The sequence below is a fragment of the Rhodoferax sp. genome, assembly GCF_028689295.1.
Classification (GTDB): Bacteria; Pseudomonadota; Gammaproteobacteria; order Burkholderiales; family Burkholderiaceae_C; genus Rhodoferax.
This window is the reverse complement of the sequence record NZ_JAQTWL010000043.1, coordinates 1-6,742: the sequence shown is the minus strand read 5'-3', so window position 1 is coordinate 6,742 and position 6,742 is coordinate 1. Positions and strand designations below refer to the sequence as shown.

Below are 6,742 nucleotides of genomic sequence, written 5' to 3'. Positions count from 1 at the left end.
GTGCTGCGCGCCAAGATCGACATGGCCAGCCCCAACATCAACCTGCGCGACCCGGCCATCTACCGCATCCGCCGCGCCACGCACCACAACACCGGCGACAAATGGTGCATCTACCCGATGTACACCTTTGCCCACCCGATCGAGGACGCGCTGGAGCAGATCACCCACAGCATTTGCACACTGGAATTCGAAGACCAGCGCCCGTTTTATGACTGGCTGATGGAGCGCCTGATTGAAGGCGGCCTGCTGGCCAGCCCTCCACCGCACCAGTACGAGTTTGCCCGCCTGAACCTCACCTATGTGATTACCAGCAAGCGCAAGCTGGCGCAATTGGTGTACGACCACAAAGTCAACGGCTGGGACGACCCGCGCATGCCCACAATAGTCGGCCTGCGCCGTCGCGGCTACACACCGACCAGCCTGCAAATGTTTGCCGAACGCATCGGCGTGACCAAGAGCGACAGCTGGATCGACTACAGCACGCTGGAAGGCTGCCTGCGCGAAGACCTGGAACTCAAGGCGCACCGCGGCATGGCCGTGCTGAACCCGGTCAAACTGGTCATGACCAACTGGGACGAAGTGATGGGTGCGGGCCACCTGGAGCCCTGCAGCCAGCCCGCCCTGCCACACGCGCCGCATGGCGCGTCTTCTGGTGCAGCGCCCGAAGGTCTGGAGCCGCCACCCGCGCGCCACTTCACCATCGGCAAAGAAGTGTGGATCGACCGCGAAGACTTTGAAGAAGTGCCACCCAAGGGCTACAAACGTTTGTTCCCTGGCAACAAGGTGCGCCTGAAGGGCGGCTACGTGATTGAGTGCACCGGCTGCACCAAAGACGCCAACGGACAAATTACCGAAGTGCTGGCCACCGTGGTGCCCGACACCAAAAGCGGCACCCCCGGCAGCGAAACCGTCAAGGTCAAAGCCGCCATCACCTGGGTTGGCGTGGCTGACGGCGTCAATGCCGAAGTGCGCCTGTACGACCGCCTGTTCCTGGACGCCCAGCCCGACGCGGGTGGCAAGGACTTCATCGAGAGCCTGAACCCGAACAGCCTGAAGGTCATCACCGCAATCGTCGAGCCGTCACTGGCCAACGCCCTGCCCGGTCAGAACTTCCAGTTCGAGCGGCACGGCTACTTTGTGGCGGATCGGGTGGACCATGTCACTGGTTCCAAACCCGTGTTTAATCTGGCGGTGGGGTTGAAGGACAGCTGGGGAAAGTGATTTTTTAAAATAGGGAGAGGACGTGGATAAAAAAGACAACGGGGTTGCGTTTCGATTCAAAAAAAATGATCGCGTTGGAGAAGCTGAAGCTGAGTCCGATGACGAATTTCTCTTTCAGTGCTTTGTTGATAACGGAGACCTCGACCTACTTCGTAATTGCTCGTCAGCACCGCGAATAATCGTCGGAAGAACAGGCTCTGGAAAGAGTGCGCTAATTCGCATGTTGGCTGATCGCGAAGATCATGTTATTTCATTGCCACCAGAGCAATTGTCACTTGGCTATCTTGCCAATTCAGGTGTGATCCGTTTTTTTGAAGAGGCGGGGGCGAACCTGGATGTGTTCTATCAGTTGCTTTGGAAGCACGTCCTTGCCGTGGAACTGATTAAGCACAAATACAAAATCACCAGCGATGCTGCGCAGAGATCCTTTTTGTCAACGCTCAGTCAACTATTCGTTAAGGACAAGGCTAAGGAACAGGCTGTTAACTATTTGCGAAAATGGGGTGAGAATTTTTGGAACGAAACCGAGTACCGCGTTCGTGAAATTACCGCAAAAATGGAAGAAGACCTTAAGGCATCGCTAGGAGCGAACTTTGGTGTTGTCAGATTTGAAGCGGGGGCCGCTCAAAAATTGACTGCGGAACAAAAGCAGGAAGTAATTTCACGAGGTGCTCGCGTCGTAAATCAGGTCCAAATTAAGGCACTTGCTGACGTTTTAAGACTCTTGGGCGACGAGATCTTTAACGACCCTCAGGAATGCTACTTCGTCACCATAGATGATCTCGACACCAAATGGGTTGACGATGGGCTGAAATACAAACTAATTCGTGCACTGATCGAAACGATAAAGAGTTTTCGACAAGTTCGTTCAGTGAAAGTTGTCGTTTCCCTGAGACTTGATTTGCTGCAACGTGTGATTTCGGAAACGCGTGATTCCGGATTTCAATCTGAAAAAATTGAGTCTCTTCGCCTCAACTTGAGGTGGACAAATAGTCAATTGCAACAAATGCTTAACAGTCGGATTCAGCATTTGGTCAAGCAGCGCTATACGTCGCGTCCAATCCAAATGGCGGACCTATTCCCCTCACACATCGGTAGGCAAACATTTAGCGATTACCTTACTGATAAAACGTTCCTACGCCCAAGAGACGCGATTCTTTTTGTGAATGAGTGCATTGGGCGTGCGGGTGATCGGGGTCATATCACCGCCCAAATTGTTCAGGATGCAGAAGGCTCTTACTCGCAAAAACGCATCGACTCATTGCAGGAAGAATGGGGGGCTGTTTACCCCATGGTGGCGAAATACCTGCGTGTTTTTGCTCGTCGCCCTGTAAGCATCAAACTTAGTGAGTTGAGTGAGGAATCAATTCGGGAATGGGTTCAAGATGAATTACTTTCAAATCCAGATATGCATGACCCTGTGTCACAGGCTGCGGCGCTGTGTTATTTAGACGGGAAATTGAGTCATTTCAAGTTTCTTCTCATCCTTGTGAACGCGTTGTATACGGTGGGAGCAGTTGGCGTAAAACCAGATTCAGCGAGTCCAGAATATTGGTCATATTTCTCTGATCACTTCCCGAGCGATGGTGTAATAAAACCAACGTCAGTACTAAAACTGCACCCTGTGTTCTGGCGCGCTGTCGGTGCGCGGCCACCCCACTAAACGATGTCATGGGCCCACAAACCATCAACATCCATCGCACCGCCGGTGACCCGCGCGGCATGCACTTGGCTGAGTTCACGACGCGCATTGTTCGCGTGATCGGCTCACCACCTCATGAGCATATTTGAAGTCGCAATTTACGACTTCAAATTGGAACAACAAGCGCCAGCAAGGGAAATACAAAAATGCCATTAAGCTGGAACGAAATCAAATCCCGCGCGCTCACCTTCAGCCGTACCTGGGCTGACGCGGCCAATGAAGACAGCCAGGGCAAGCCGTTCTGGATTGATTTTTTCGAGATCTTCGGCATCACCGACAAACGCGTGGCCACCTTTGAGCACGCCGTCAAAAAGCTGCCCGGCCTCAAGGCCAAGACCGATGGTTTTGTCGATCTGTTCTGGCCCGGCATGCTGCTCGTGGAGCAAAAGTCGCGCGGCAAGAATCTGGATGTGGCGCTCACGCAGGCGCTGTCCTACTTTCCCGGTATCGCCGAGCGCGACTTGCCCCAGTTGGTCATCGTCTGCGACTTTGCCCGTTTTCGTGTGCACCGCCTCACCACCAACGAGACTTTTGAATTTGCGCTGAAAGACCTGCACAAACACATCAAGCTGTTCGGCTTTGTGGCGGGTTACAAGGTGCAGACCATCCAGCCGCAAAACCCGGTCAACATCAAGGCCGCCGAGCGCATGGGGCGGCTGCATGACGCGCTCAAGGCCAGTGGCTACAGCGGTCACCCGCTCGAAGTGCTGCTGGTGCGCCTGCTGTTTTGCCTGTTTGCCGACGACACCGGCATTTTTCAGCCCGCGCAGTTGTTTCGCACCTTCATTGAAGAGCGCACCGCAGCTGATGGTTCCGACCTGGGTTCGCGTCTGGCACAGTTGTTTCAGGTGCTCAATACCGACGAGCCCAAGCGCAGCCAGGCGCTGGACGAACAAGTGGCCGCGTTTCCGTATGTGAACGGCAAGCTGTTTTCCGAGCCGCTGCCCATGGCCGACTTCACCGCCGCCATGCGCGAGGCGCTGCTGGATGCCTGCGCGCTGGACTGGTCGTCGATCAGCCCGGCCATTTTTGGCAGCTTGTTCCAGAGCATCATGGACGACAAGGCGCGGCGCAATCTGGGCGCGCATTACACGTCCGAGGAAAACATTCTCAAGCTGATCAAGCCGCTGTTCCTGGATGATCTGTGGGCTGAATTCAACAAAGTCAAAAACAACAAGAACAAGCTGTTCGAGTTCCACAAAAAACTGCGCACCCTCACCTTTTTTGACCCGGCTTGTGGCTGTGGGAATTTTTTGGTGATCAGCTACCGCGAGCTGCGCGAGCTTGAATTGGCCGTGCTGCGCGCCAGCATCAACGATGGGCAAATGGGGCTGGACATTCACGGCCTGATCGGCATCAACGTCGATCAGTTTTACGGCATCGAGATCGAGGAGTTTCCAGCCCAAATTGCCCAGGTGGCGCTGTGGCTGATGGACCATCAGATGAATCTGCGGGTGAGCGAAGAATTTGGCCTGTACTTTGCTCGCATTCCACTGCGCACCTCGCCACACATCGTGCATGACAATGCGCTGCGCCTGGACTGGAACGAGGTGATTCCGACTGAGCGCTGCAGTTTTGTGCTGGGGAATCCGCCGTTTGTGGGCGCCAAGTTCATGGACGATACCCAGCGCGAAGACACCCAACAGGTCTTTGCAGGCGTTGGCAACGCGGGCTTGCTGGACTTTGTGGCGGCCTGGTATGTGAAGGCGGCGCATTACATGAGGTCCGTGCACACCGCGCTTGTCGAACCGACGCCGGCGAGTGCAGGCTGGCCGGCGGGCGCTCATGAACCTTCGGTTTTTAAAATCGCGCCCACCGGCCAGCCCGCACTCACCTCGGGTCATGAACGGGCAAACCTCCGATGCGCTTTTGTTTCGACCAACAGCATCACGCAGGGCGAACAGGTCGGCGTGTTGTGGGGCTGGCTGCTGGCGCAAGGGGTTCACATTCACTTTGCGCACCGCACGTTTAGCTGGAGCAACGAGGCTTCGGGCAAGGCCGCCGTGCATTGCGTGATCATTGGTTTTGGCCTGCAAGACCTGCCGGGCAAGGTGATTTTTGAGTATGACGATATACGGGGCGAGCCGCATGCGGTTCAGGCAGCCAACATCAACCCGTATTTGGTCGATGCGCCTGATGTGGTGTTACCCCGGCGCTCCAAACCGATTTGCGATGTGCCAGCAATCGGCATTGGCAACAAACCCATTGACGATGGCAATTACCTGTTCACCACGGAAGAGAAACAGTCGTTTATCGCTGAGGAACCAGCCAGCGAAAAGTGGTTTCGCCGCTGGATGGGTGCCGACGAATTTTTAAATGGTTACGAGCGCTGGTGCCTGTGGCTAGGTGACTGCCCTCCTGGGGATTTGCGCGCCATGCCAGAGGTCATGAAAAGGGTGCAAGCTGTCAAGGCAGCAAGGCTAAACAGCAAAAGCCCACCGACGCAAAAACTGGCGAACACGCCGACGCGATTTCATGTGGAGTTCATGCCGGACGCCGCATTCTTGGTGATTCCGGAAGTTTCTTCTGAGCGACGCGCCTACATTCCCTTAGGCTATCTGCCTCCAGAAATTCTGGCAAGTAACAAACTCCGCCTTCTTCCACGGGCAAAACTCTGGCAATTTGGTGTACTTCACTCAGCTATGCACATGGCTTGGACTCGATACACGACTGGTCGCATGAAGAGCGACTTCCAGTACTCCATCAGCATCGTCTACAACAACTTCCCCTGGCCAGAGTTACTTGAAAGCGCCTCGCCAAATTCGGCACAAACCGCCATCGAAACCGCCGCACAAACCGTGCTCGACGTGCGCGCAAAATTCCAGACAGGCGATCAGCCCGCCACACTGGCCGACCTGTACGACCCGCTCACCATGCCGCCCGAATTGCTCAAGGCGCACCAAAAGCTGGACGCTGCGGTGGACAAAGCCTACGAGGCCAGCGGTGGCAAGAAGCATTACAAAAGCGACGCCGAGCGCGTGGCGTTTTTGTTTGAGCTGTACCAAAAATACACCAGCCTGCTGCCCTCCACAACTCCCAAAAACAAACGCAAAGCAAGGGCCGAATGAGCACCCTCAAAAAACGTTCACCCCTGGACCGAGCACAACCACTGCGCGCGCCGGGGCAATCGCTAACCGAGCAATTGCAGGACGATTTTTACGACCACTTTTTTGCGCCAGGGATGATCGCAGTGATGATGGTCCTCATGGCCGGGCTGGAGTGGTTTCGCTATTTCACGGCTGCCAAGCCCAATCCCGTGATTTACACGGTCGTGGCTGTCGTGGCCGTGGCGTACGCGACTGTCAAGATGTGGCGGGCTAAAAAACATCTGGCGCAAATCAGGCTTGGACGCGATGGTGAGCGTGCTGTGGCTGAGCATCTTGAATGGCTACGGCGAAAGGATTTCGTGGTGTTACATGATGTGCCCAATGGCGACGCGAATGTGGATCATGTAGTGATAGGGCCGCAGGGTGTGTTCACCATAGAAACAAAAACCCATTCAAAGCCGGTGCGGGGCGAATGCAAGGTGACGGTGGTAGCCGGCGAAGTTTTCGCTAATGGGCATCGCATAGATCGCAACCCCTTGGTACAAGCCAAAGCGCAGGCACGATGGTTGGGCAACTTCCTGCGCGAAAACCAGTTTGAACCCTTTGTTTGGCCGGTGGTGGTTTTTCCAGGCTGGTTTGTTGAGTCGTTTGACAATCAAGCCGAGGGCATTTGGGTGCTGGAGACCAAGGCGCTAGCGAAGTTCCTCGAAAACGAACCCGTGCGGCATTCTCTGGACGACGTTAAGGCCATGGCCGCAGCATTGCGCAGTTA

General features: G+C 55.2%; 4 protein-coding genes. All 4 read left to right on the top strand.

From position 1 onward, the window contains the following. Positions 1–1,221, top strand: a 1,221-nt coding sequence (locus tag PHF15_RS16320) for a glutamate--tRNA ligase family protein (RefSeq protein WP_300122838.1), incomplete at its 5' end; no start/stop codon positions are given. A 22-nt stretch (positions 1,222–1,243) separates the two neighbouring features. Continuing rightward, complete coding sequence (locus PHF15_RS16315) at positions 1,244–2,884, top strand: DNA repair protein (protein ID WP_300122835.1); 1,641 nt, start codon at positions 1,244–1,246, stop codon at positions 2,882–2,884. Positions 2,885–3,069: 185 nt separating this feature from the next. Continuing rightward, a complete protein-coding gene (locus PHF15_RS16310; RefSeq protein WP_300122833.1) occupies positions 3,070–5,991 on the top strand; it encodes a DNA methyltransferase in 2,922 nt (973 codons plus the stop codon). Then, on the top strand, positions 5,988–6,742 hold a 755-nt coding region (locus PHF15_RS16305; protein ID WP_300122832.1), incomplete at its 3' end, for a nuclease-related domain-containing protein. The genes PHF15_RS16310 and PHF15_RS16305, both read left to right, overlap by 4 nt.